Genomic DNA, 23,213 nt, shown 5'->3' on the forward strand with positions numbered 1-23,213 from the left:
CGGGTGTCATCACCCATCTCCGAGGGGACACCCATGCACCATTCCCTGCGTCACGGTCCCGAGGCCCGCCAGGTCGCGCCGTCGCGCGCGCCGCGCGGCGGCGTGCTCGCGCCGGCGTTCCTGGCATTCACCTTCTGGGCCGTCATGGCCGGCACGACCGCGCCCACCCCGCTCTATCCCTTGTACGGGCAGGCGTTCGGCTTCTCGCCGTTCACCGTGACCGTCGTGTTCGCCGTGTACGCGTGCGGCGTCGTGGCCGGCCTGCTGCTGTTCGGGCGGGTCTCGGACCAGATCGGGCGGCGGCCGGTCCTCATGGCCGCATGCGTCCTGGCGACCGTCGCCGCCGCCGCCTTCCTGGTGGCCGGTGACGTCATGACCATGCTTGCCGCCCGGATGATCTCGGGGCTGTCCGCGGCCCTGGTCACCGGGGCCGCCACGGCCGCCCTGGCCGAGGCCATGCCGCCCGGCGGCCGGGTGCGCGCGGCCACCGTCGTGCTGTTCGCCAACATGGGCGGCCTGGCCGGAGGCACCCTGCTCGCCGGGATCCTGGCCGACGTGGCGCCCGCGCCGCTGCGCACGCCGTGGGCGGTCCTCGGCGCGCTGGCGCTCGCCGCGCTCGCCGGCGTCGCGTTCGTGCCGGAGACCGCGCCCCACCGCTCGCGGCTGTCGCTGCGCCTCCAGCGCCCGCACGTGCCGGGCGAGATCCGCGGCGACTTCCTGCGGTCGGCGATGGCCGCCGGGGCGGGGTTCGCGGTGCTGGGCGTGCTGACCGCTGTGACCGGTCTGTTCCTGTCCGGGGTGCTGCGGCTGCCGAGCCACACGCTGACGGGCATGGTGGTCTTCACCGCGTTCCTGTGCACCGCCGCGGGCCAGCTCCTCAACCGCGCCGTACGGGCGGGCGGCGCGCTCGTCCTGGCCTGCGCCGGGCTGGTCGCCGGCGCCGGGCTGATCGCCCTGGCCATGGCCGCCGAATCGCTGGCGGCGCTGCTGGCCGGCGCCGCGGTGAACGGCCTCGCCACCGGCATGGCCCTCGGGTACGGCGTCACCGTCATCACCACGCGCGCCGCGCCGGACCACCGGGGGGCCTCGGTGTCGACGTTCTTCGTGATTCTCTACTCCATGCTGGCCGTGCCGGCCGTGGGGGTCGGCGTGATGATCCGGTTGACGGGCCTGCGTCCGGCCGGTGAGATCTTCAGCGCGGCGGTCGCCGCGCTGGCGCTGGGTGTCCTGCTGAGCCTGCTGGGCACGCGGGGGACGGCCCGCCGGTCGTGAGTGCGGCTGGAGCCGTGACGCGGCCGGGGACTGGGCTGCGGCAGGGGATAGTCCGTGCGTGGCGGGCCATGCGCGGCCGGGCGGACTTGGCGGGCGGGCGTGCCACAATCGGGCTGCCGCTGCCCCGCAGCGTTCGGTCGTCCGTAGGCTGGACGTGCTCGTTCGTCGCAGGCTGTTCGTGATCGTGAAGGAGGAGCGGACATCGCCGCCGACCAGGACACCGAGACCGCCCCGCGGCGGGGCGCCGTCGTCAGCCGTACGGGGCCCAAGCGCAGCGAGAGCATCCGGCTGGCCGTGCTGAACGCGGCCGACGATCTCCTCGTCGAGCGCGGCTTCACCGCGGTCACCATGGAGGGCATCGCCGCCCGCGCCGGGGTGGCGAAGCAGACGATCTACCGCTGGTGGAAGTCGAAGGTCGACATCCTGCTCGACACGCTCGCCGCCGACGCCGTGGAGGCGCTCGCCTGGCGCCCCGGCACCGCTTCGTCGGCGGAGGAGGAGTTGCGGGAGCAGCTCGGCCGCGTGGTGGCGTTCTTCCGGGAGCCGGCCGGTCAGGTGCTGCTGGCACTCGTCGGCCACGCCCAGCTCGACCCGGAGACGGCCGCCAAGCTCCGCGACGGCTTCCTGCGCGAGCAGCGCGAACGCGATCTGGCGGGACTCGGCGCCCTGCTCGCCCGGCACGCGGGCCACCCGGTGGAGGATCGCCTCACCGCCGGTCTGCTGGACGTGGCCCTCGGGCCGCTCTACCACCAGGCGCTCGTCCTCGGCCGCCCCACCGACCCGGACACGCCGGCCGCCCTGGCCCGCCTCGTCCTCGCCGAAGCCACCCGCTCCTGACGAGGGGCGCCCTCGCGGGCGAGCAGGCGGCCGTCGGCGGCGTCTCTGCCATTCACTCCCGGCGAACGATATGACAGCACTGTTGTACCTTGGTCCGATGCGTCCCCCCATCGAGCCGTACGACCACGGCCACCTCGACACCGGCGACGGCCACCTCGTCTACTGGGAGGTCTGCGGCAACCCCGCGGGCAAGCCCGCCCTCGTCGTCCACGGCGGCCCCGGGTCGGGCTGCTCGCCGGGCCAGCGCCGCTCGTTCGACCCCGAGCGTTTCCGCATCATCCTGTTCGACCAGCGCAACTGCGGGCGCAGCCTGCCGCACGCGAGCGACCCGGCGACCGACCTGAGCGCCAACACCACGCACCACCTGGTGGCCGACATGGAGCGGCTGCGCGAGCACCTGGGCGTCGAGCGGTGGCTGCTGTACGGCGGCTCGTGGGGGTCCACGCTCATGCTGGCCTACGCCGAGGCGCACCCGGAGCGGGTGTCGGAGATCGTCATGGTCTCCGCCACCATGACCCGCCGGTACGAGATCGACTGGCTCTACCGGGGCGTCGGCCGGTTCTTCCCGGAGGAGTGGCAGCGCTTCCGCGAGGGCGTCCCGGAGGACGAGCGCGACGGCGACCTCCTGGCCGCGTACGGGCGGCTGCTGGCCGACCCCGACCCGGCGGTGCGCACCAAGGCCGCCGCCGACTGGGTGACCTGGGAGGACGCGGTCATCTCCCTGGAGCCGAACGGCAAGCGCGACGCCTACAGCGCCCGGGTGTCGGAGGCCCGGGTGGCCTTCGCCCGGATCTGCTCCCACTACTTCTCCAACGGCGCGTGGCTGGAGGAGGGCGTCCTGCTGCGGGACGCGCACCGGCTGGCCGGCATCCCGGGCGTGATCGTCCATGGCCGGTTCGACCTGGGGGCGCCGCTGGAGAACGCCTGGCAGCTCGTCCAGGCGTGGCCGGACGCGAAGCTCGTCGTGGTGGACGACTCCGGCCACACGGGCAGCGACACGATGCGCGACGCGATCACCTCGGCCATCGACGGCTTCGCCCCCTGACCCACCTGACCCCCTGACGGGCGCGCGGGAGATCCGCCTCGGGCGAAAAGGCTGGCCAGGACAGGCCGCGCCGGTGGTCAATGGAGGCGTGAGAGCCGCGTACGACGAGATCGCCGACTGGTACGAGCACGAGTTCCTGCCCCGCACCGAGGGCGACCCGCTGGGCCTGCACCGGGTGCTGACCGAGCTGCTCGGCCGGGGTGACGGCACGTGCCTGGAGATCGGGTGCGGCACCGGTGTCCACGCCGCCGCCCTGCGCGGCCTCGGGTGGACCCCGGTGGGCGTCGACCTGTCGGCCGGGATGCTGCGCCACGCCCGCGTCCGCCTGCCGGTCGCGCGGGGCGACGCCGGGCGGCTGCCGATCCGCGACGGGTGCCTGCCCGCCGTCGTCGCGCTGATGGTCCACACCGACATGCCGGGCTACCCCGACGTGCTGCGGGAGGCCGCCAGGGTGCTGCGGCCCGGCGGGACACTCGTCCACGTGGGCGTGCATCCGTGCTTCTGCGGCGGGTTCGCCGACCGGGCCGACCCCGCCGCGGTCGTGGTCAGGCCCGGCTACCTCGACGGCCACTGGACCAAGCAGTCGTGGACGGACCAGGGCATCCGCGACAAGGTGGGGGCGAGTCACTGGCCGCTGGCGGAGCTGCTGGGCGCGTTCCTGGAGGCGGGGCTGGTGCTGGACGGGTTCGCCGAGGGCACCGGCCCCACCCCGACGGTCCTGGGGGTGCGCGCCCGCAAGCCGTGACCCCGGCGCGCCCGGCCGGGAGAGAACTCGCCAGGTGAGAAACCGTCAGGAGAAGAAGTCCGCCAGGACCGGGGCCAGGCGGCCCTGCCCGTGGTGACGGTGGTCATGGTGGTGGTCATGGCGAGGTTCACTCCGAGAAGATCCGGTCGAGCCACGCCTGCCAGGCGGGCTCCTGGGAGGTGGCGTCGGTGAAGAGGTGGTGGGAGGCGATCATGAAGCCGGGCATCCCCTGGATGAAGCGGTAGAGCGCGCCGGGCGCGCGGACGCCGAGGGTCTGGGCGTTGGCGAAGTAGACGACGCCCTCGACGGGCGGCAGCCCGTCCGGTGTGAACGCCACCCGCTCGCCCACCACGTCGCCGCCGGGGCGCAGGCCCAGCTCGGCGTACAGGGCGTTCCAGGCGTCCGGCCAGTCGCGCACGGGCGGCCCGAACGCGCTGACGGGCGTGGCGGTGCGGCCGGGGAAGTGGCCGAGGTATTCGACGAGCGTGGCGAAGAACATCGCCAGGCCGCTGCGCATCGCCTCGTACTCGCTCTCCCAGTCGTCGCCGGGCAGGAAGCCGCTCGTGACCATGCGGACGACCGTGCTGCCCTGCTCGCGGCCTTCGATGAGGAACTCGTACGCGACGAAGCGTCCGTCGTCCTCCGTGGCGCTGGCGTGCGCGAACCGGTGGGGCGGGTCGGAGACCGTGACGGCGGAGTCGGGAAGGAACCCCCCGAACTCGGTGCGCACCGCGCCCCCGGCCACCTCGGTGCGGCCCATGTACCACGAATCGATGCCGGGGCCGGTGGCGATGGCGGCCCACACCTCCTCGGGGGTCACGCCGACCGTGGCCTCCTGCGGCAGCTCGAACCGGTGTCCCACGTCAGCCCTCCGTCCCGACCGGCGCCTCGCCCTGGGCGGACTGGGCGGACTGGGCGGACCTCGCGGAGCCGACGGAGGGGTGGACGGCGACGACGAGTCTGTGCGGGCGCCCGCCCTCGGCGCTCTCGTCGTGGTAGCGGCCGACGAGGGCCGTCACGAACGAGGTCAGCTCCTCTGCGAACGCCGCCCGGTCGGCCGCCGAGGCGAACCGCACCTCGCCGTCGATGCCGAACGTCGCCACCCGCTTACGGGCCCTGACCGCGCCGGTGACGAGCTCACCGAGGTCACGGACGAGCCGGGCGGCCACCGCGAGCAGCCAGCCCGCCGACAGCCGGTCCGGCGACCTGTTCGGATCGGGCTGCACGGCGGCCAGCGCCACCGGCGAGATGACGAAGGAGGCCGCCGTGGCGCGCATCACGCGCTCGGTGACGTTGCCCTTCCTGCGCTCCTCGACGAGCTCGACGAGCCCGTGCTTCTCCAGGGTCCGCAGATGGTAGTTGACCTTCTGCCTGGCCAGGCCGACCCGGGCCGCCAGCGTGGTCGCCGAGTTGGGCTCGACCAGCTCCGCCAGGAGCCTGGACCGCATGGGGTCGAGCGACGCTTCCGCCGCCGCGGGGTCTTCGATCACCGCCACATCGTGCATGCCTGAACGATGGCACCGAAAAATTTAATTGTCAAGACGAGTCGTCTGTTCCCCCAGGTAGCGGCGTTCCCGCTGGACCGAGCCGTCCCGCACCCGCAAAAAGGATGGCGCCGGGTGTCGCGGCTTTCGTAGAGTTCGCGCACGTGAGAGAGCATCTGACGAGCGCCGTAGGACACGCCGGGACCGGCGGGCCGGAGCCGAGGGACGTCGCCCGGCTGCCGAAGGCGCACCTGCACGTCCACCTGGAGAGCACCGTGCGCCCCGAGACCGTACGGGAGCTGGGCGGGCCGCCCGAGCCGGAGGGGCCGTTCCGGAGCTTCCGCGAGTTCGCCGACCAGCGGGCCCGGGTGCGCGGGCTGCTGGTCAGGGCGGAGCACTTCCGCCGGGTGGCGCTGGAGTTCTGCGAGGACGAGGCGGCGCAGGGCACCGGCTACGCGGAGGTGACGTTCACGGCCGCCTCGCACGGCGAGCGGGTCGGGGCGCTGGAGATGCCGCTGGAGGCCGTGCTCGACGGGCTCGCCGAGGGGTCGTCGCGGTACGGGATCGAGTGCCGGGTGCTGCTGGACCACTCCCGGCGGCGGCCCGTGGAGCGGCTGCGGCGGACGGTGGAGCTGGCCCGGCGCTACGACGGGGTGATCGGCGTCGGGCTGGCGGGCGACGAGAGTCACCCGCTGGCGCCGTTCGCGGGCGTGCTGGCCGGGGCCAGGGACGCCGGGCTGCGGATGGTCCACCACGCGGGCGAGGCGGCCGGGCCGGACAGCGTCCGGGAGGCGCTGACGCTCGGTCACGCCGAGCGGCTCGGCCACGGGATCCGCGTCCTCGACGACGAGGACCTGGTGGCCGAGCTGCGGGAGCGGCGGGTGCCGCTGGAGGTCTGCCCCACGTCCAACGTGCTGCTCGGGCTCGTTCCGTCGCTGGCCGAGCATCCCCTGCCGCGCCTGCGTGACGCCGGCCTGGCCGTCACGGTCAACACCGACGGGGAGACGGCGCTGGCGGAGGAGTACGGGCGGCTGCGGGAGGTGTTCGGGTACGGGGACGAGGAGCTGGCCGGGTTCGCCCGGGCCTCGATCGACGCGTCGTTCGCCCCGGAGGCGGTCAAGGCCCGGCTCAGGGCAGGGGTGAACGACTGGCTGAGCTGAGCGGCACGCGCGTCATTCGTTTACGGCCCCTTGGCTTCCGAAGACGCGTGGCACGGGTATGTCGTCCCTCGTGGGGAGATCGTGGGCCCGGGGAGGCGGTCGGCCATGTACGCAACCGTACGGCGATACGAAGGGGTGACCGATCCCGCCGAGGCGGGACGCCGGGTGAGCGAGGGGTTCGTGCCGATCATCCGCGAGGTTCCCGGGTTCGTTGCCTACTACTGGATCGACGCCGGGGACGGGGTGATGTTGTCCACCAGCGTCTACGAGGACCAGGCCGGAGCCGAGGAGTCCACCAAGAGGGCCGAGACCTTCGTGCGGGAGAATCTCGCGTCCCTGCTTCCGAACCCTCCTCAGGTCACGGCCGGCGAGGTCGTGGCGTCCGGGTAGGGGCTGTCCGCCCGTCAGGCGTCGAAGCGGCGGCGGGAGTCCTCGATGTGACCGAGGTACTGGTGGGTCCAGTCGCACATGGTGTGGACCGTCTGCCGCAGGGCCCGGCCGGGCTCGGTGAGGGTGTACTCGACGCGCGGCGGCACGGTGGGGTGCACGTTCCGCTCGACCAGGCCGTTGCGCTCCAGCATGCGCAGGTTCTGGGTGAGCATCTTGTGGCTGATGCCCTCGATCCCGTTCCGCACCTCGCCGAAGCGCAGGGTGCGCTCACCCAGGATGTCGATGATCAGGAGCGCCCACTTGTTGGCGACGTCCGAGAAGATCTCCCGCGCCAGGGAGTCCGCTCGTCTCAGGTCCGCTTCCTTGAGCGAGCCCTGGAACTGCTTGGTCACCATGAGGTTCCCCAGTCACTGAAAAGTGCGTTCTTCCATGTCATCGCACACTCTCTTACAGTTCCTGAGTAACCACAAGAGACCAGGAGCACAGCATGGCCATCACTTTGGTGAACCCCGCCGGACTGCCGGAGATCGACGCGTACCGGCAGGTGTCGATCGCGACCGGGTCGAACCTGATCTTCATCGCCGGGCAGGTGGCCTGGGACGCCGATGGGGCCACGGTCGGCGAGGGCGACCTCGCCGCTCAGGTCGAGCGGTGCTACCTCAACATCGGCACCGCCCTGGCCGGGGTCGGCGCCTCCTTCGACGACGTGGCCAAGCTCACCGTCTACGTCGTCGACTGGACCCCCGACAAGCTGTCCCAGTTCCTGGAGGGGGTCGCTCGGGCGGCCGCGAAGCTGGGAGTCACCCCGGTGCCGCCGGCCACGCTGCTGGGCGTCGCGTCGCTGGACGTCCCCGACCATCTGGTCGAGGTCGAAGCCACCGCGGTCGTCGACCGCACCACCGCCGCCTGACGCCGGAGCGCGGGTCAGGCGTGGGCGCCGGTGGTGACGGGACCGATGGTCAGCTCCGGCCGCGCCTCCAGGATCTCGCCCAGCCGGGCCACCTGGTCGTCCAGCTCGCGCGACCGGGCCGCGGTGAGCGGGCGCAGCGGCTCGACCGTCACGTGGAGGCGCCGGCCCGAGCGCCGCTGGTGCCACACCCCCGCCACCTCGCCGTCCACCAGCAGCACGGGGAAGTTGCCCGCCTGGCCGCCGTTCAGCGCCCGCTCCGCCGCCGCGCCCGGGAAGAGCAGCTCACGCGGCCTGCCGGCCACGACATAGGCGTCGAAGTACGGCAGGAGCCGCACGCCCCGCGGCGGACCGCCGGGGACCTCCGTGTCGCCCGGCAGGACCCAGGCCGGGCGGCCCTCCAGCCGCACCTCCTCCAGCTCCGCCGCGGCGAACAGCCGGACCGCCGACGACCGCGGCGCCCCCAGCCACAGGGCGAACTCCTGGGGTGTGGCGGGACCGTAGGCCGTGAGGTAGCGCCTGAGCAGCTCAACCGCGCCGGCACCCGCCCCGCCGTCGCCCGCCGCGCCGTCGCCGGACGGGTCGGAGGTACGAAGGGTGATCCCCTCGGGCAGGCCGGTGTAGGTGACCTTGCGGCCGCGGGGCGGGCCGTACACGAACGCCCCCCGGTGCGCCGCCGTCACCAGCCCCCGCCGCCAGCGCGGCCACATCGTCTGGAACGCGGGCATCACCAGGTCGCCCGCCCACGGCCCCGTGGCGGCGACGACCGCGTCCCCCAGCTCGTCGATCGTCAGCGCACGCCCGTCCACGGCGACGCGGATCGCCTCCACCACCTCCTCGGTCTGCCGGTCCGTCATCCGTACGTGCTCGGAGGCGGACGGCAGCACCGGCGGCAGCTCCGACAACGCGCTGACCCACAGGGGCAGGTCGGCGGCCGGGAGCAGGTGGACGGTGCCGCGCGGGCCGTGGGTCTTGACCAGCTCGCGCGTCTCCCACAGGGCCTCGCGCACCGCCGAGCGGGTGGCGCCGCCGAGCCGCAGGCCGACCGAGAGCTCGGCGGCCGACATGACCTGGGCGTGCGCCCCGCACATGGCGCCCACGACCCCTCCGGGTGTGCCGCCCGCCGCCGGCTCGGCCAGCCCCTGCCGCTCCAGCCGGCGCGCGCTGACCTCGGGCCAGGAAAACTCGATCATGGTGCCCCTCCTCAGTGGTCTCGGACCACGTTAGAGAGCAATGCGGAAGAGTTCGTTCCGCGTTGGGCACGAAGGCGCGCACCGTGAGGCCCCGGGCCTCACGCTGGAGGAGGCTCGGGGCCGGCGGGACCGGTCAGGTCAGGTAGTCGCGCAGGGCGCGGGCCCGCGACGGGTGGCGGAGCTTGGACATCGTCTTGGCCTCGATCTGGCGGATCCGCTCCCGGGTGACGCCGTAGACGCGGCCGATCTCGTCCAGCGTCATGGGCTTGCCGTCGACCAGGCCGTACCGCATCGAGATCACGCCCGCCTCCCGCTCGCTCAGCTCGTCGAGCAGGTCGCGGAGCTGCTGCTGCAGCAGCGTGAACGACACGGCGTCGGCCGGCGAGACCGCCTCGGTGTCCTCGATGAGGTCGCCGAACTCGCTCTCCCCCGCCTCGCCGAGCGGCGTGTGCAGGGAGATGGGCTCGCGGCCGTACGCCTGGACCTCGGCCACCCGTTCGGCGGGCAGGTCGGTCTCGGCGGCGATCTCCTCGGGCGTGGGCTCGCGGCCGAGGTCGGACTGGAGACGTCGCTGCGCCCGGGCCACCTTGTTGATCAACTCGACCATGTGGACCGGGATGCGGATCGTGCGGGCCTGGTCGGCCATGGCGCGGGTGATGGCCTGCTTGATCCACCAGGTGGCGTAGGTGGAGAACTTGAAGCCGAGCCGGTAGTCGAACTTCTCGATCGTGCGGATCAGCCCGAGGTTGCCCTCCTGGATGAGGTCGAGGAAGAGCATGCCGCGGCCGGTGTAGCGCTTGGCGATGGAGACGACCAGCCGCAGGTTGGCCTCCAGCATGCGCTGCTTGGCGCGGCCGCCGTCGGCGGCGATCAGTTCGAGGTCGGCGCGGAGGTCGGCGGGCAGGTCGCGCTCGCTGTCGAGGCGCTCGCGGGCGAACAGGCCGGCCTCGATGCGCTTGGCCAGGTCGATCTCCTGCTCCGCGGACAGCAGCGGAACCCGCCCGATCGCCGTCAGATAGGTCTTGACGGAGTCGGCGCTGACCGCCGGAGAATCGGCGACTCCGTCGTCCAGTTCGAGAACCTCTGCTGCTTGGGACACGACACTCTCCTCGCTACAGGCAGGCCACCACCGTCCACGCTACCCAACCGTGCTCGGTGCGCGGGCCGGTGCCGGGGCCGCTCCGGCCCCGGGTGACAGGTGGTCGCCTTATCCCATTCTTCCCCGGTATGGGCGTTACGTACCCGGGCGAGCGGTTGAGGCGTCACGGCCGCGAGCATGACCCTTTCATGCTCCTTCCGCCCACGCGCTTTCCGCACGAGAAGATCCGCGCCGCCTACCCCGCCCTGTCCGACGGCCACGCCTACCTCGACGGCGCCGCCGGCACCCAGACCCCGCAGGCCGTCATCGACGCCATCGCCGGCGCCTACCGCTCCGGCATCGGCAACGTCGGCGGCGCCTTCCCCGCGAGCCACCGCTCCGACGCCCTCGTGGCCGCGTGCCGCGCGGCGGTGGCCGACCTGGTCGGCGGCCGGCCCGAAGGCGTGATCCTCGGCCCGAACATGACGACCCTCACCTACCGGATCGCCGCGACCCTGGCCAAGGACTGGGGCCCGGAGGACGAGGTCGTGCTGTCGCGGCTCGACCACGACGCCAACGTCCGCCCGTGGACCTCGACGGGCGCGACGATCCGCTGGGCCGAGGTGGACCCGGTGACCGGCGAGCTGCCGGCGGAGCAGTACCGGGACCTCGTCGGCGAGCGGACGCGGCTGGTGGCGGTGAGCGCGGCGAGCAACGTGCTGGGCACCCGCCCGGACGTGGCCGCGATCTGCGCGGCGGCGCACACGGCCGGGGCGCTGACGTACGTGGACGGCGTGCACGCCACCGCGCACGGCCCCGTGGACATGCGGGTGCTGGGCGCCGACTTCTACGCCACCAGCGCCTACAAGTGGTCCGGGCCGCACGTCGGCGCGGTGGTGGCCGACCCGTCGCTGCTGGAGCGGCTGCGGCCGGACAAGCTCGCCTCGTCGCCGGACACGGTGCCGGAGCGGTTCGAGACGGGCACGGCGGCCTTCGCCGACCTGGCGGGGGTGACGGCGGCCGTGGACCACCTGGCCGCGATGGTGCCGGGCACGGGCTCGCGCCGCGAACGGCTGCTCGCCTCGATGGCCGCCGCGGAGGCGTACGAGCTGGAGCTGTTCGCGGTGCTGCTGGCCGGGCTGGAGGCGCTGCCGCACGTCACCCTGTACGGCAAGCCCGCGCGGCGGACGGCGACGGCGTACTTCACGGTGGCCGGGCTGACGCCGCGTCAGGTGGCCGAGCACCTGGCCGGGCGCGGGGTGAACGTGTGGAACGGCCACAACTACGCCTGGGAGCTGACGGGCGCGCTCGGCATCCGGGACGCGGGGAGCGCGGTGCGGGCGGGACTGGTCCACTACAACGACCGCTCGGACGTGGACCGCCTCCTGGAGGGGGTCGCCGGGCTGCGCCCGGCCGGCTGACCCCCGGGGACGGCGCCCTCAGCCGGCCGGGAGGAAGTCGGCGGCGTGCTCGCGGGCCCAGGTCTCGAAGTCGCGGGCGGGGCGGCCGGTCAGCCGCTCGACCGCGTCGTTGATCTCCACGGGCGTGCCGTCGGTGGAGCGCCAGTAGTCGAGCAGCGCGTCCGCGAAGCCGGCGTCGAGGTGCTCGGCCATCTCCGCCTTCCACTGCTCGCCGCTGACCCGGCGGATCTCGACGGGCCGCCCGGTGACGGCGGCCAGGATGTCGAGCTGCTCGGCGAACGTGACGGAGCGGGGGCCGGTGAGCGTGTGCGCGTCGCCGTGCCCGCCGTCCGAGGAGAGCACGGCGAGCGCCACGGCGGCGACGTCGGCCTCGTGGATGGGGTCGTTGTGCGCCCCCGGGTACGGCAGGCTGACCGGCTGGCCCGACTTGACGGCCCAGGACCAGGCCAGCGCGTTGGAGGAGAACGAGCCGGGCCGCAGCAGCGTCGTCCGCACCGGGCCGGCCACCAGGGCGCGCTCCACGTCCAGGTGCGAGGCGGCCAGGGGGTTGGTCTCCGCCTCGGGGTTGAGCACGGAGGCCGAGGACAGCAGGACGATGTGCTCGACCCCGGCCTCGGCAGCCTCCCGGACGAAGGCGTCGACGTGGGCGGCGGTGGCGTACAGGAAGACGGAGGTGACGCCCTTGAGCGCGTCCGCGAACGTGGACGGGTCGTTCAGGTCGCACACCACGCGGCCGGGCAGGCCGGGAGCGGGGACACTGGAGGCCTCCCGGACCTCGGCGCCGCGCTCGCGCAGGAGCGCGGTGAGGTGGCGGGCGACGGCGCCGCGGGCGCCGGTGACGAGAATGGTCATGGTTCCTTCTGAAATGCATTCGTGACGCATATATTGCGTGAGACACATAATTCGTGGTGGGAGAGGTCATGTCAAATCGGCACGAGCTGCTGGAGCGGATCATCGCGGAGAGCCAGCGCCACTACGCGGCGTACGCGCTGTTCAACCAGGCCATGGCCGACCGGCTCGGCATGCACCCCACCGACCTGCAGTGCGTGGCCCTGCTGGACCTGGAGGCCGGGCCGGTCAGCACCGGTCACATCGCCCGGCTCACCGGGCTGACGGCCGGCTCGGCGTCCCGGCTGGTGGACCGGCTGGAGAAGGCGGGCCTGGCGGTGCGGGAGGCCGACCCGGAGGACCGCAGGCGGTCGCTGGTGCGGCTCGCGCCGGGCGTGCGGGAGCGGATCGGGCAGGCGTGGGACACGCCCGGCGGGGCGTACGGGGAGGTGCTGCGCTCCTACACGGACGCGGAGCTGGAGCTGATCGCCGACTACCTGCGGCGGGCCACCCAGGTGGGCCTCGACCAGGCCGGGCGCCTCACCACGGACCGCCCGCCGACCGCACCGCCCGGAGCGTGATCGGCGGTCAGGACGTGATCGGCGGTTAAGATCTGCGGCGTGAGCCTCCCCGCCGTGTCCGGCCTCGTTCCCGACGCCGGAGTTCCCGACGCCGGAGTTCCCCACGCCGGAGTTCCCCACGCCGGAGATCGCGATGCCTGGGTCCCCGGCGCCGGAGCTGCCGGCGCCTGGGTGTCGCCCGTCGAGCCGGCGCGCGACCCGTACCACGTCTACCTCGACTCGCTCACGAGCCCCGAGTCCCGCCGCACGATGCGCGGCTGCCTCGACCGGCTCGCCCGGCTGCTCACCGGCGACGAGAACGCCACCGGCGCCGGCCAGCCCTGGCACCTGCTCCGCTACGAGCACACGGTGCGCATCCGGACGCTGCTGACCGATCAGGGCTGGTCGGCGGCGTACGTCAACAAGCATCTCGTCGCGCTGCGCCGGGTGCTGAAGGAGTCATGGCGGTTGGGCCGGAGCAGCGCCGAGGAGTACGCGCGCGCCTCCGACCTCGCCCCGGTACGGCAGAGCCGCCTGCCCACCGGCCAGCACGTGCCTCCGGAGGTGGTCGGCGCGGCCCTGGCCGCCTGCGACGACTCGCCGGCCGGTGTGCGCGACGCGGCGCTCATCGCGGTGCTGTACTCGACGGGCTGCCGCCGGGCCGAGATCGGCGGGCTGTCGCTGGCCGACTACGACCCGGGCGGGCGTTCGCTGCGGGTGCGCGGCAAGCGGGACAAGGAACGCATGGTGTACCTGACGGCCGACGCCATCGGGCTGCTGGAGCGGTGGCTCGCGGTGCGGGGCGGCGGGCCGGGGGCGCTGTTCAGCCCGATCAGCAAGGCGGGCCGCGTCCGGACCCGTGACGGACGGCCGGTGGGGCTGACGGGCCAGGGCATCGCCGACATCCTGGCGCGGCGGCTCGGCCAGGCCGGGGCGTCGCGGCGCACGGCGCACGACTTCCGGCGCACGTTCATCGGTGAGCTGCTGGACGCGGGCGTGGACCTGGCGACGGCCCAGGCGCTGGTCGGGCACTCCTCGCCGGCCACGACGGCCCGCTACGACCGCCGCCCGGAACGCACCCGCCGCGAGGCGGTCGACCGCCTCCGCCTCCCTCCCCCGCGCCCCCTCTCCTGACGGCCCCGGCTCAGGACGTGGCGCGGGCTCCAGGGCCGTGGCCCCGGCGGTGGCCGCCCGGCGTCGTGCCGTACCACTGCCGGAACGCCAGGTGGAAGCCCACCACCGACCCGTACCCGACGCGCCGCGCGATGGCGTCGTGCGGCAGCGACGTCTCCTCCAGCAGCCGCGCCGCCTCCTGCATCCGGCGCGCGGTCAGGTGCCGCATCGGCGCCTCACCCACCAGCCGCCGGAACGTGGCCGCGAACGCCGACCGCGACATCCCCGCCTCCGCCGCCAGCCTCTCCACCGTCCACGGCTCGCCGAACCGGCTCTGCACGGCCAGCAGCGCCGCCCCGACGGCCGGGTGCCGCAGCGCCCCGAGGACGGGCCGGGCGGCGGCCGAGCCGTCCACGAGCGCGGCCCGCAGCGCCAGCACGAAGGCCAGCTCGAAGCCCCGCAACGCCACCAGCGCCTGCCCCGGCTCGTCCCGGTCCCACTCACCCGCGAGCCCGTCCAGGGTGCCGCGCAGCAGCGGCTGGCCGGTCAGCGACTCGCGGTCGAGCAGCAGCACGGGCGGCAGCGCCCGGTACAGCGGGGAGGCCGCCGCGGCGTCGTAGTGCAGCCCGCCGCACAGCATGACCGTCTCTGCTCCGGGACCGTCGATGCGGACGGTGCGGGTCTTGCCGGGGGGGCGCGTGGGCAGGACGCTCTCCAGCGGCACGGTGGCCCGGCCGGGCGCGTCGGCCAGCCGGTGCGCCGCCCCGTGCGGGAACACCGCGAGGTCGCCCGCCCGCAACCGCACCGGCTCCTGGTCCGGCAGCTCGACCGTGCACGCGCCCGCCCGCACGTAGTGGATCAGGGCGCAGCTCTCGCGCTCCCCCGCCACGCCCCAGGGGGCCCGCGCCGACCAGCGGCTGTGGAAGACGCCGCGCAGCCGCAACGGCCCCAGCAGCTCGCTCAGCAGATCACCGTCCACGGACGATCCTTAACGTTCATCGGATTTCCGTTCATGGAGCGTACCGGCCGGGCGGCTGGAGGCTGGGCGGCATGAGGATTCTGGTCAGCGGATAGGTGCTCCTGACGCGTCGCGGGGTGACAGGTGCCGCAACAACAACAGGACCGCCAGGCCCAGCGCCGCCTGGCGGTCCTCCGCCACGCCGAAGAAGTCACGGGAAACGTCTCACTGACCGGCATCAGCCGGTAGGGAGAACTGGAATCATGTACGGATGCGACAAATGACCGTTCTTGGCAGTTGCGGTGCGTTTCCCGAGCCGGGCCGAGCCTGCAGCGGGTTCGCGGTGGAGTGGGACGGTTACCGCCTGCTGCTCGACCTCGGCTACGCCACGCTGCCGCGACTACTCGCGCAGTGGCCGGACGGCGCGGTGGACGCTGTCGTCATCACCCACGAGCACCCCGACCACTGCATCGACCTGCACGGGTTGTTCCGGATGCGGTTGTACGGCAACTCCGGTGGGCCGAGGCTGCCGTTGTACTGCCCGCCAGGCGTGCTCGACCGGCTCAGCGGGCTGGAGCCCGATGTCGACCTCCACACGGTCTTCGACGTGCATCACCTGCCCGGCAGCCACCGCGTGGGGCCGTTCACTCTCACCGGATTGCCACTGCCGCACTATGTGCCCAACTCCGGCATCCGCATAGAGGCTGACGGTGTTGCGCTGGCCTACACCGGTGACACAGGCCCGGCCCCCGAGCTTGCCCAACTCGGCCACGACGCCGACCTGTTCATCGTCGAGGCTACCGACCGCGAGGGTGAGACCGACCGCCCCACCCGCAATCTGTTGACCTCCATGGAAGCCGGTCAGTGGGCCGGTCGCGCCGGTGCCCGCCGGCTGATGCTCACCCACTTCTGGCCGGGCAACGACCGGGCCGCCAGCGTGGCCGCCGCCCGCAAGGAGTTCGACGGCGAGGTGCTGGCGGCCGAGGAAGGACTCGTCGTCACGCTCGGGCCGAACCGGTGACAGGGGTTGAGCCCCCGCCGTGGGGAGGTCGAGATCACGCAGGCTGGAACGCAGTATGTACAGCACCGTCACCAGCCCAGTGGTGGACCCCCTGTGAGCGGGACGTCCACAAACCAAGCGGTTAGCCAAGAGCACCGCGAGAAGGCGCAGGCCCTCCACCCGGTTCCTGACACCGAGTTCGGCGAAGATGCTGCCCGAGTGCGTCTCGACCGTCGACAGTGACACGAACCGCTCCACGGCCACCTCGTGGTCGGAGCGCCCCCTGGCCACCAGCCGCACAACGTCCAGCTCCCGGTCGGTCAGCGGGTCGTTCACGGGGAGCGCCGGGGCTCGACGTCTGGAGATCAACCGTTCGGCCGAGGAGGTTATGGATGAACGGCCGATGCCGGCGCCGATCCGAAACCGCAAGATCGACTTTATGGCACACGACAACCCTCACCCGGCGCGGAAAAGGCCCGTACTTCTGGCCGCCGTCGCCGGGCTGCTCGCCCTCACGGCCTCCATCGCCTCGGCGCCGGCCCCCGCCGCTGCCGCGGCACCCAGCGCGCCGTATATCCCCAAACCGACCGGCCCCCACCGGGTCGGCACGACATCCCTGCACTTGATCGACACCTCTCGCCCCGACCCGTGGGTTCCCGCGGCCAAGGCGAGGGAGCTCATGGTCTCCCTGTGGTACCCGACCGCGGCGCGTGCCGGGCGGCGCGCGCCGTACGTCACCCCCAAGGAGTCGGAGCTGCTCTTGAAGGGCTCGGGGATCAAGGAACTGGAGAACATACCGCCAGAAGGGCTGAGCTGGACCCGGACGAATGCCTTCACCGACGCTGAGCCGGCGGGACGTCGGCGCGGTCTGCCGCTCGTGGTGCTGTCGCCTGGCTTCACCTGGCCTCGCAGTTCACTCACGGGTCTGGCCGAGGACCTGGCGAGCAGAGGGTATGTGGTGGCCGGCATTGACCACACCAACGAGAACTTCGCCACCACCTTCCCTGACGGGCGGGTTGCTACCTGTGCCGCTTGCGCGAACGTCAACGACGACGACTTCGGCCAAAGAGTGATCCGGGGCCGGGCGATCGACATCCCTTTCGTGCTCGACCAGTTGACCGGTCCGCGCCCCAAGTGGAAGGGCAGCGCCCTGATCAATCCGGCCCGGATCGCGATGGTGGGCCAGTCCATCGGAGGGGCCGCCGTCCCGGAGACCATGTTGAAGGATTTCCGGGTGCGCGCCGGGATCAACATGGACGGCAGCATGTTCCTCCCGATCCCCGAGAGCGGACTGGCGCGACCGTTCCTGTTGATGGGCGCCCCCTCAGACGACAGCACCTGGAAACGTGACTGGGAGCATCTGACCGGGTGGAAACGCTGGCTGGTGGTGAAGGGGGCGCTGCACCCGTCCTTCACCGACTACGACATGCTGCTCCAGCAGCTCGGCGTGGACCTCGGCGGCGGCCTGAAGGAAACCCGCTCGATGGACATCACCCGCAAGTACGTCGCCGCCTTCCTCGACCTGCACCTGCGCGGCAAGCCGCAGCCGCTGCTGGACAAGCCCTCCCCGCGCTATCCCGAGGTCCAATTCTGCGCACCTTCGGCCAAGAACTGCTGAGGTGGAGGCTGCGCTCCAGGCGTGATCATCCATGACAGTCGAGGGCGGCGCCGCCCCCGGGCAAAAGCGGAAGTCAGTCGCATCGAGTTGCGCTGCCGGACCAGCCTGAGCGAACACCTGATCTAGCCGGCAGATAGATCGAGGATCGGGCCGCTGTGGTGCCTGCCGCCTTGTACCGTTGCCGGCGGCTGGTTGGTCATCGAGCGTTGGACGGTGTGAGGTGGCGGAACTGACGGCGTACGAGGCAGGTTGGCGCAAGGTCTGCGGCGACCTGGACAACCATCCCCGGATCAAGGTCCTCCGCGCCTTGCAGAGTGAGCTCGACGGGAGTTTCACCGATGTCGCCGCCTCGTGGGCAGCGCTCGTGGGTGAGCAGGAGGTCAAGCCTCCCGCCGCGCTGGAGCGGTGTGGTCTGCGCTTTCGGGAGCTGGGGCGGCAGTGGATGGGTGAAGGGCCGTACGTCAACGGTGAGTTCTACCTCACCCACATCGCACGGGCGAGCAGCCCGAGGCAGGGGGAGGCGTGGATCGAGTCGTGGGAAGGCAAGGAGCTTTTCCCGCCGTCGCAACTGCGCATCATCGATGAGCACCCCATCACGGGTACGGGTCACTATGCGGCACTGCGGCTGCTTCCAGGCGGGAACGAACCCGAGATCTGGTGGGTGGCCGAGCCTCGCTATGGAGCCTGGAAGATGGACGTCGGCTACGCGGAGTACCTGGACATGCTTCAACTGACCAAGGGCGCCTTCGAGTGGCAGTTCTTGTTCACCCGGGCGCCATTGGACAGTGAGGAGTTCGAGGGTGTGCGCGCCCGCATCGAGAACATGCTCGATACACTGCCGATCCTGTTCCCCGAGCACGACTACGAGCCGCTCATAGAGCGCTTCTCCACGCATAGTTGAGACTGGGTGCAGCTTCCAATCCCTGAGAACCAGAGCGCCGGCGAGCTGCGACGGCGAGAGCCTGCGGTACACCCGGGGGTCGAGCTTGATGCCCTGCACCTGACCCACGCGGCCCCACCGTCACGTTCACCATGCGGTCATGGGACTCGGCGAGCTCGGAAAGCTGCCGTACGCCGCCCGAAGCTCGCCGACCCCGCCGGTTGTACTCGCTGCCTTCAGCCGGGGCCCGGAAGCGTGACCGCCTCAGCTTCCGAATTCCTCGGCGACCCGCTGATCGATGGCCTCCGACTTGGGGGTGTAGACCCGATAGAAGTCCTTGCCGCACTCCAGATCGTCCAGCGCGGCCTTGATCTCCTTGGCCAGGTACGGCTTGGCCTCGGCGGGCGTGAGCTTGGCTCCGAAGGTCCGCACGATCTCGCCCTTCTTGTGGGGCTGCGGCACGTCCGGAACGTCCTCGCGCTGCCTGCGGCCGATCTCATCCTCCTGTTCGAGGAATGCGTTGCGGCCGCGCTGCTGCATGTCCATCGGCTTGGTGCCCGAGACCTTGTATCCCTTGCCCGTCAGGCACGTGGCCATGCTCGATGCCAGCTTGACGAGCTCGGCGTCGCCGTCGATCTCGCGCTCACTTGCCTTGTCCGAGGCGGCGGAGAACTGTTCGAACAGGTCCATGTCGGACGCCACCTTCTTGCCGAGAACCTGCTTGGCCGCAATCACAGCGCAGGCACTCACGGCCTTCCAGTAGCTGCTGCGCTGAGCCGGTGAGAGCTTCGTCCAGATATCCCCGTTGGGGTCGGCCCCTGAGAGGTCGGGCATGTTGTCGGGACTGTCTGGGGCCTTCGGGTAGACATATACCGAGAAGACCCCGAAGCCGTACTTCGCCCGTTGAGCCTTCAATGCCGCATAGTCGCCGGCTCTGCGCTTGCGCTCGTCGTCGGTGAGAGGATCTTCCGCCGGCACGTAGGCGATGTACTTGAAGCCATGCTGCTTCATGCAATCCGCCTTGACGGATTCGAACTGGCGCCTCTTCTCCTGTGGAGCCGCGGCCGACTTCGAGGGAGGTGATGCGCTCTTCCCTGCCTGTTCGGCGTCGCCCCCGCAGCCGCTGAGCACGGCCGTCGCAGCCAGGGCCAAGGCGGTCTTGCTGACGGTGTTAATGGTCGGTCTCCTCGTATTTCAACCTCACGCGCGCACGCGGCCGCCGAGCACCCGTACTGCTCGTGGTGGCGTCCGGCCCGCCGGCGCGCGTGATCCGCTTCTTCCATGGCTCGCGTACGAGCCGGCCGCCGCTACGACGGCACGGACGATGGATGGGGTCTTTCACCTCCGTACGGACATTCAGCGCCTCGCACCGATCCCGCCTGTCAGCTGACGGCGTAGGCGCGGATGACGGTCTGCTTGACCGTCGTCCCCGACACGTCCGTCGCCGTGGCCCTCAGGGAGACGAATCCGGCCGTGCGCGGGTTGGGCACGGCCGCCGTCCAGCCGGAGCCGGCCGGAGCGCTCGGCAGGGGATGCCAGGTGGCGCCGTCGTCGGAGGACATCTCCAGCCTGAGCGACGTCACCCCGGCCTGGGGCGCGCCCGGATTACGCTCCACCCGGACGGGCAGCCTGGTCACCGTGCCGGGACGGGCGCGGTTGAACGAGTCGAGACCGGCCGGGGCGTAGCGGACCGCGATCAGCGGCAGCGGCCGCCGCTCGGGCGTGTTCGCGGAGGTGAACGTCCAGACCGACTCCACGCTCGACGACAGTGCCGTGTGCGGACCCTGCCTGCGCATCGAGGTGGTGAGCGTGTACTCGGCCGGCTGCGCGGGCAGCGTGGCGGTGAGCGTGCAGGGCTCGTTCAGGCAGCCGGCGAGCGGGGTCTCGGCGATCGTCCGCCCGTCGCGGGCGAGGGCGGCGGTGCCGGTCGCGGCGTTGTCCGTGCCGGTCCTGCCCTCGGCGCCGTCAGCGAACAGACGGCCGGCGTCGAAGGTCAGCACGTCGCCGGTACGGGCTCCGTTCTGCTTCGCGAACGAGGGACCGGTGACGGTGGCGTTCCACACCTCCTTGGTCAGGCCGTGCTTGGCGACCTTGCCGGTGTCCCACATCAGGGACGTGCCCGTGTCGAACGTACTGTCCCAGGTGAGCCCGGGAGTGCGGTAGTAGGTCACGGTGCCGGGGAGCGCCACGTCCTTCGGGAGTGTCGCCTGGAACCCGGCACGCTCGTCGCCGAACCTGGGGGCGAAGTGCGGCCGCCCCTGCGCCGCGACACCGGAGGCGAGGAACGTCGCCTCCACCTTCGCCAGCTCCGCGCGCCGGGCTCGCTGCCCCATGTCGGCGGGAAGCCCGTCGGCGCGCGCGTCGACCAGGTCGTAGACGGTGCCGCCCGTGGTGTCCCAGATGGACCTGAGCTGGTAGCTCAAGCCGGCCTCGCGCGCGGGCACAGCGAAGAACTCCTTGGTGGGATCGAAGCTGCCCCGCCAGCCCATCGACCATTTGCCGAGCCTTATCTGGAAGTCGGTAAGGTTCCTGGGCACGGCCGTGGGGTCGTCGACGGCGAAGCCGGCCGGCCGGCCCTGACGGGCGTCCAGCGAGATCCGCCGGTCGCCGCCGTCGACCCGCAGAGCGGTGTGGATGACCGTCAGCGAGGTGGTTTCGGAGAAGTCGGCGTAGATGTTCCAGCGTCCCTTGGGCAGACGCACCTTCGCCGTGCCGTCCTGGAACACCAGGGGCCGGACCGCGCCGGTTTCCGGGTCGTAGAGCTGGGCGAAGACGAAGGAGTCACCAGGCCCCCTGCCGATGGCGGTGATGGTCACGTCGTACGACTCCGGCTCGACGTACGCGCCGGCCGGCGTGCGGATCTCGCCCTGGCCGGAGACGGCGGTGACGATGCCGGGGTAGTCGCCCGGGGCCTTGCCGGTGGCGTCGATGGTCAGCGTGACGGATGCCGTGCCGTGGGCCGGCACCTCGAGGCGTTCCCGCGCCAGCTTCAGCACCTCACCGCCCTGCGTGCCGAGCTCCAGGGTGACGGGGGTGACGCCGGAGTTGGCATACGTGATCGTCTTGGTCGAGACCCGCTCGCCTTCTCCGTTCCAGGGGAAGGCGGCCCACAGGCCGGCGGGCTCGGCCACGACCTGCTGGGCCAGGGTTCGTGTGAGGTCCACGCGTCCGGTGCCCTGCTCGTACGGTGTCGCGCCCTTCGTGGCCGCGGCGCTGCCCATGAGGGCGGCCTTGAGCTGCCGTCCGGTCCAGTCGGGATGCCGCTGGGCCATGATCGCCGCAGCCCCCGCCACGTGCGGCGCGGCCATGGAGGTGCCGCTGTACTCCACGTGCCCGCCGCCCGCCTTGGCGGCCATGATGTCCACGCCGGGGGCCGTGATGTCCGGCTTGATCGCGTGGTCGCCCTCGCGTGGGCCCTTGGAGGAGAAGGAGGCGACCTGGTCCTCGTCGTCGACCGCGCCCACGGCCAGGGCGGCGTCGGCGCTGCCGGGACTGGACACCGGGGCCTGGCGGCCGTCGTTGCCCGCGGCGATGACGAACAGCGTGCCGGTCTGTTCGGACAGTGTGTTCACCGCCTGTTCGACGGGGTCGAGCTCCGGGGTGTCGGTGCTGCCCGCGCTGAGGTTGACGACCTTGGCCTTGACCTCGGTGGCTGCCCATTGCATGCCCGCCAGGATCGCGGAGTCCGAGGGGCCGTTGCGGCCGCCGACCTTGCCGATGGCGAGCCGGGCACCGGGGGCCACTCCCCGGTACTGCTCCCCGGCTCCGGCCACGGTGGAGGCGACGTGCGTGCCGTGCCCTAAGGTGTCGCGGATGTCGGGCTCATCCGAGAAGTTGCGCTCGTGGGTGACCACGCCCTTGAGGTCGGGGTGGTCGGGGTCGTAGCCGGAGTCCAGTACGGCCACCGTGACGCCCTGGCCGGTCATCCCTTGCTTCCATGCCTCGGTGGCGCCGATCTGCTTGACGCTCTTGTCGAGCGTCCAGGAACGCAGGCCGTCCAACCAAAGTCTTCCCTTGCCGGCCGCCAATGCCTGAGGGCCGCCGGTAAGCTCCTTCCAGGTCTGGGCGGCGTCCTTCTTGGGGATCTGAAGGGTGGACATGCCGAGCCCGGTGAGCCGCCGTGCCCCCGGCACGTCCGCCGACTGGACGATCATGGGGATGTCGGGCCGGTCGGCGTCGCCGTAGCGCCACGCCAGCAGTTGCGTGACGTCGAACAGCCGCGGGTCCAGGACGCCCTGGGCTATCAGGGGACGGGCATCGAACGGGATCACGTGCAGGTGGCCCTCGATCACCTGCCGGGTGAATCCGCTCCGCCTGCCCGACCCGGGCTCCACGCGTACGCCGCCACCGGTGACCACGACGCGGTCACCGGTGATCAGGGTGACGGCGCCGGACGCTACGCCGAACCCGGGCCGGTCCGGTGGTGGCGCCCCGGTGATCGCGCCGGCCAGCAGGACGGACGCGAGAATGCCGCCTGAAATCATGAGCTGCCTCCATCAATACATGATCTTGATGAGCGCAGCGACAATACTTCTTTTAACGTAGTATGGTCAAGACGTGAAGGCGGACAGCTCGTCCAGGAGCGCCCGCGCCATTCCGCCCACCGTAGAGCAGGCGGATCGGCTGTTCGCCGGGTGGCGGCAGGGACTCGCGACCGCTGGGAAGTCCGCCCGACCGCCCGCGACTACACGGCAACCTGCACGTCCGCCACGGCGAGGGCGCCC

At 72.0% G+C, this 23,213-nt stretch carries 21 protein-coding genes and 2 pseudogenes; 13 read left to right on the top strand and 10 right to left on the bottom strand.

Going from position 1 to position 23,213, the window contains the following annotated elements:
* Positions 1-33: 33 nt before the first annotated feature.
* From AB0H64_RS17720 to AB0H64_RS17735, 4 genes are all read left to right on the top strand, one after another.
* Positions 34-1,272: an MFS transporter gene (locus AB0H64_RS17720; protein ID WP_357625236.1), complete on the top strand. Its 1,239-nt coding sequence runs from the start codon at positions 34-36 to the stop codon at positions 1,270-1,272.
* A gap of 294 nt (positions 1,273-1,566) precedes the next feature.
* A complete protein-coding gene (locus AB0H64_RS17725) occupies positions 1,567-2,109 on the top strand; it encodes a TetR/AcrR family transcriptional regulator (RefSeq protein ID WP_357625239.1) in 543 nt (180 codons plus the stop codon).
* 97 nt (positions 2,110-2,206) lie between these two features.
* The gene (pip, locus tag AB0H64_RS17730) at positions 2,207-3,154 is read left to right on the top strand and encodes a prolyl aminopeptidase (protein WP_357625242.1); all 948 of its coding nucleotides are present in this window, start codon (positions 2,207-2,209) and stop codon (positions 3,152-3,154) included.
* A gap of 88 nt (positions 3,155-3,242) precedes the next feature.
* A complete protein-coding gene (locus AB0H64_RS17735; RefSeq protein WP_357625244.1) occupies positions 3,243-3,899 on the top strand; it encodes a class I SAM-dependent methyltransferase in 657 nt (218 codons plus the stop codon).
* A gap of 127 nt (positions 3,900-4,026) precedes the next feature.
* On the opposite strand, the gene AB0H64_RS17740 is transcribed toward AB0H64_RS17735, so the two are convergent.
* Both AB0H64_RS17740 and AB0H64_RS17745 read right to left on the bottom strand, forming a co-directional pair.
* The gene (locus AB0H64_RS17740; protein ID WP_357625247.1) at positions 4,027-4,761 is read right to left on the bottom strand and encodes an SRPBCC domain-containing protein; all 735 of its coding nucleotides are present in this window, start codon (positions 4,759-4,761) and stop codon (positions 4,027-4,029) included.
* Between the two features lies 1 nt (position 4,762).
* Positions 4,763-5,404, bottom strand: coding sequence for a helix-turn-helix domain-containing protein (locus tag AB0H64_RS17745; RefSeq protein ID WP_357625249.1), 642 nt, complete (start codon positions 5,402-5,404; stop codon positions 4,763-4,765).
* 143 nt (positions 5,405-5,547) lie between these two features.
* On the opposite strand from AB0H64_RS17745, the gene add reads away from it, so the two are divergent.
* Both add and AB0H64_RS17755 read left to right on the top strand, forming a co-directional pair.
* Positions 5,548-6,543 carry an adenosine deaminase gene (gene add, locus AB0H64_RS17750; protein WP_357625252.1) on the top strand — a complete coding sequence of 332 codons (996 nt, stop codon included), beginning with the start codon at positions 5,548-5,550 and terminating at the stop codon, positions 6,541-6,543.
* A gap of 105 nt (positions 6,544-6,648) precedes the next feature.
* Positions 6,649-6,933, top strand: coding sequence for a hypothetical protein (locus AB0H64_RS17755; protein ID WP_357625255.1), 285 nt, complete (start codon positions 6,649-6,651; stop codon positions 6,931-6,933).
* A gap of 14 nt (positions 6,934-6,947) precedes the next feature.
* On the opposite strand, the gene AB0H64_RS17760 is transcribed toward AB0H64_RS17755, so the two are convergent.
* Positions 6,948-7,328, bottom strand: a complete 381-nt coding sequence (locus tag AB0H64_RS17760; RefSeq protein WP_357625257.1) for a helix-turn-helix domain-containing protein — start codon at positions 7,326-7,328, stop codon at positions 6,948-6,950.
* Positions 7,329-7,420: 92 nt separating this feature from the next.
* On the opposite strand from AB0H64_RS17760, the gene AB0H64_RS17765 reads away from it, so the two are divergent.
* Positions 7,421-7,843: a RidA family protein gene (locus tag AB0H64_RS17765; RefSeq protein WP_357625260.1), complete on the top strand. Its 423-nt coding sequence runs from the start codon at positions 7,421-7,423 to the stop codon at positions 7,841-7,843.
* 14 nt (positions 7,844-7,857) lie between these two features.
* On the opposite strand, the gene AB0H64_RS17770 is transcribed toward AB0H64_RS17765, so the two are convergent.
* Both AB0H64_RS17770 and AB0H64_RS17775 read right to left on the bottom strand, forming a co-directional pair.
* The gene (locus AB0H64_RS17770; RefSeq protein ID WP_357625263.1) at positions 7,858-9,033 is read right to left on the bottom strand and encodes a winged helix DNA-binding domain-containing protein; all 1,176 of its coding nucleotides are present in this window, start codon (positions 9,031-9,033) and stop codon (positions 7,858-7,860) included.
* A gap of 133 nt (positions 9,034-9,166) precedes the next feature.
* Positions 9,167-10,072: pseudogene (locus AB0H64_RS17775) on the bottom strand (RNA polymerase sigma factor); the annotation flags it as partial.
* A gap of 248 nt (positions 10,073-10,320) precedes the next feature.
* Between AB0H64_RS17775 and AB0H64_RS17780 the strand changes: the two are divergent.
* Complete coding sequence (locus AB0H64_RS17780) at positions 10,321-11,532, top strand: cysteine desulfurase-like protein (protein WP_357625265.1); 1,212 nt, start codon at positions 10,321-10,323, stop codon at positions 11,530-11,532.
* Between the two features lie 18 nt (positions 11,533-11,550).
* Here AB0H64_RS17780 and AB0H64_RS17785 read toward each other — a convergent pair whose 3' ends face one another.
* Positions 11,551-12,384 (bottom strand): NAD(P)H-binding protein, encoded by an 834-nt coding sequence (locus tag AB0H64_RS17785; protein WP_357625267.1) that lies wholly within the window; start codon positions 12,382-12,384, stop codon positions 11,551-11,553.
* Between the two features lie 68 nt (positions 12,385-12,452).
* Here AB0H64_RS17785 and AB0H64_RS17790 point away from each other — a divergent pair, with 68 nt between their 5' ends.
* Positions 12,453-12,941: a MarR family transcriptional regulator gene (locus AB0H64_RS17790; RefSeq protein ID WP_357625269.1), complete on the top strand. Its 489-nt coding sequence runs from the start codon at positions 12,453-12,455 to the stop codon at positions 12,939-12,941.
* Between the two features lie 39 nt (positions 12,942-12,980).
* On the top strand, positions 12,981-14,054 hold the full coding sequence (locus tag AB0H64_RS17795) for a tyrosine-type recombinase/integrase (protein WP_357625272.1): 1,074 nt from the start codon (positions 12,981-12,983) through the stop codon (positions 14,052-14,054).
* A 10-nt stretch (positions 14,055-14,064) separates the two neighbouring features.
* On the opposite strand, the gene AB0H64_RS17800 is transcribed toward AB0H64_RS17795, so the two are convergent.
* Positions 14,065-15,012 (bottom strand): AraC family transcriptional regulator, encoded by a 948-nt coding sequence (locus AB0H64_RS17800; RefSeq protein ID WP_357625275.1) that lies wholly within the window; start codon positions 15,010-15,012, stop codon positions 14,065-14,067.
* A gap of 259 nt (positions 15,013-15,271) precedes the next feature.
* Here AB0H64_RS17800 and AB0H64_RS17805 point away from each other — a divergent pair, with 259 nt between their 5' ends.
* Positions 15,272-16,012 carry an MBL fold metallo-hydrolase gene (locus tag AB0H64_RS17805; RefSeq protein WP_357625277.1) on the top strand — a complete coding sequence of 247 codons (741 nt, stop codon included), beginning with the start codon at positions 15,272-15,274 and terminating at the stop codon, positions 16,010-16,012.
* A 165-nt stretch (positions 16,013-16,177) separates the two neighbouring features.
* On the opposite strand, the pseudogene AB0H64_RS17810 reads toward AB0H64_RS17805, so the two are convergent.
* Positions 16,178-16,327: pseudogene (locus AB0H64_RS17810) on the bottom strand (helix-turn-helix transcriptional regulator); the annotation flags it as partial.
* A 52-nt stretch (positions 16,328-16,379) separates the two neighbouring features.
* On the opposite strand from AB0H64_RS17810, the gene AB0H64_RS17815 reads away from it, so the two are divergent.
* Complete coding sequence (locus tag AB0H64_RS17815; protein ID WP_357625280.1) at positions 16,380-17,609, top strand: alpha/beta hydrolase; 1,230 nt, start codon at positions 16,380-16,382, stop codon at positions 17,607-17,609.
* A gap of 220 nt (positions 17,610-17,829) precedes the next feature.
* Positions 17,830-18,510: a hypothetical protein gene (locus AB0H64_RS17820; RefSeq protein ID WP_357625282.1), complete on the top strand. Its 681-nt coding sequence runs from the start codon at positions 17,830-17,832 to the stop codon at positions 18,508-18,510.
* A gap of 243 nt (positions 18,511-18,753) precedes the next feature.
* Here the strand turns inward: AB0H64_RS17820 and AB0H64_RS17825 are convergent, their stop codons facing one another.
* Positions 18,754-19,500, bottom strand: coding sequence for a hypothetical protein (locus AB0H64_RS17825; protein ID WP_357625285.1), 747 nt, complete (start codon positions 19,498-19,500; stop codon positions 18,754-18,756).
* A gap of 371 nt (positions 19,501-19,871) precedes the next feature.
* Positions 19,872-22,973: a S8 family serine peptidase gene (locus tag AB0H64_RS17830; protein WP_357625286.1), complete on the bottom strand. Its 3,102-nt coding sequence runs from the start codon at positions 22,971-22,973 to the stop codon at positions 19,872-19,874.
* Between the last annotated feature and the right edge of the window lie 240 nt (positions 22,974-23,213).

It is taken from the genome of Nonomuraea sp. NPDC050733 (genome assembly GCF_040654215.1).
GTDB lineage: Bacteria > Actinomycetota > Actinomycetes > Streptosporangiales > Streptosporangiaceae > Nonomuraea.

Excerpts from the sequence above, each read along its gene's own strand:
- AB0H64_RS17720 (WP_357625236.1), top strand. The coding sequence starts at position 34 with ATGCACCATTCCCTGCGTCACGGTCCCGAGGCCCGCCAGGTCGCGCCG.
- pip (WP_357625242.1), top strand. The coding sequence starts at position 2,207 with ATGCGTCCCCCCATCGAGCCGTACGACCACGGCCACCTCGACACCGGC.
- AB0H64_RS17745 (WP_357625249.1), bottom strand. The coding sequence starts at position 5,404 with ATGCACGATGTGGCGGTGATCGAAGACCCCGCGGCGGCGGAAGCGTCG.
- AB0H64_RS17755 (WP_357625255.1), top strand. The coding sequence starts at position 6,649 with ATGTACGCAACCGTACGGCGATACGAAGGGGTGACCGATCCCGCCGAG.
- AB0H64_RS17760 (WP_357625257.1), bottom strand. The coding sequence starts at position 7,328 with ATGGTGACCAAGCAGTTCCAGGGCTCGCTCAAGGAAGCGGACCTGAGA.
- AB0H64_RS17765 (WP_357625260.1), top strand. The coding sequence starts at position 7,421 with ATGGCCATCACTTTGGTGAACCCCGCCGGACTGCCGGAGATCGACGCG.
- AB0H64_RS17770 (WP_357625263.1), bottom strand. The coding sequence starts at position 9,033 with ATGATCGAGTTTTCCTGGCCCGAGGTCAGCGCGCGCCGGCTGGAGCGG.
- AB0H64_RS17780 (WP_357625265.1), top strand. The coding sequence starts at position 10,321 with ATGCTCCTTCCGCCCACGCGCTTTCCGCACGAGAAGATCCGCGCCGCC.
- AB0H64_RS17785 (WP_357625267.1), bottom strand. The coding sequence starts at position 12,384 with ATGACCATTCTCGTCACCGGCGCCCGCGGCGCCGTCGCCCGCCACCTC.
- AB0H64_RS17790 (WP_357625269.1), top strand. The coding sequence starts at position 12,453 with ATGTCAAATCGGCACGAGCTGCTGGAGCGGATCATCGCGGAGAGCCAG.
- AB0H64_RS17805 (WP_357625277.1), top strand. The coding sequence starts at position 15,272 with ATGACCGTTCTTGGCAGTTGCGGTGCGTTTCCCGAGCCGGGCCGAGCC.
- AB0H64_RS17815 (WP_357625280.1), top strand. The coding sequence starts at position 16,380 with ATGGATGAACGGCCGATGCCGGCGCCGATCCGAAACCGCAAGATCGAC.
- AB0H64_RS17825 (WP_357625285.1), bottom strand. The coding sequence starts at position 19,500 with ATGAAGCAGCATGGCTTCAAGTACATCGCCTACGTGCCGGCGGAAGAT.
- AB0H64_RS17830 (WP_357625286.1), bottom strand. The coding sequence starts at position 22,973 with ATGATTTCAGGCGGCATTCTCGCGTCCGTCCTGCTGGCCGGCGCGATC.